This window comes from Burkholderia sp. JPY481 (genome assembly GCF_038900515.1).
Lineage (GTDB): Bacteria > Pseudomonadota > Gammaproteobacteria > Burkholderiales > Burkholderiaceae > Paraburkholderia > Paraburkholderia youngii.
Genome location: NZ_JAYMRT010000231.1, coordinates 1 through 253, shown reverse-complemented (window position 1 = coordinate 253; position 253 = coordinate 1). Strand labels below are relative to the sequence as shown.

1 protein-coding gene is annotated in these 253 nt (G+C 58.5%); it reads right to left on the bottom strand.

Translation table 11 applies throughout. From position 1 onward, the window contains the following. Positions 1–88 precede the first annotated feature (88 nt). Positions 89–253: DDE-type integrase/transposase/recombinase (locus tag VSR82_RS40480; protein ID WP_498858975.1), on the bottom strand; the 165-nt coding region annotated here is incomplete at its 5' end.

The following is a 253-nucleotide window of genomic DNA, read 5'->3' as shown; positions in this document are numbered from 1 at the left end:
CATTCGGGAACCCGGCTTCTTCTCCGCAGACTCTGTCAAAGTGGTGCCCATCAGATTGGAAATGATGGGCATCACTTTGATGTCGCCCTCAGCAACTGTCTATAACGGCCGGCATGAGCCGCTTACCCGGCTGTCGTTCGTACAAGGCCTGCTCCAGTGCGTCCAGAACGAAGTCCGTTCGCGCCGAGCTCGAGACGCGCCAGCCGACAATGCGCCGGGCGAACACGTCGATGATGAACGCGACATAGACGAA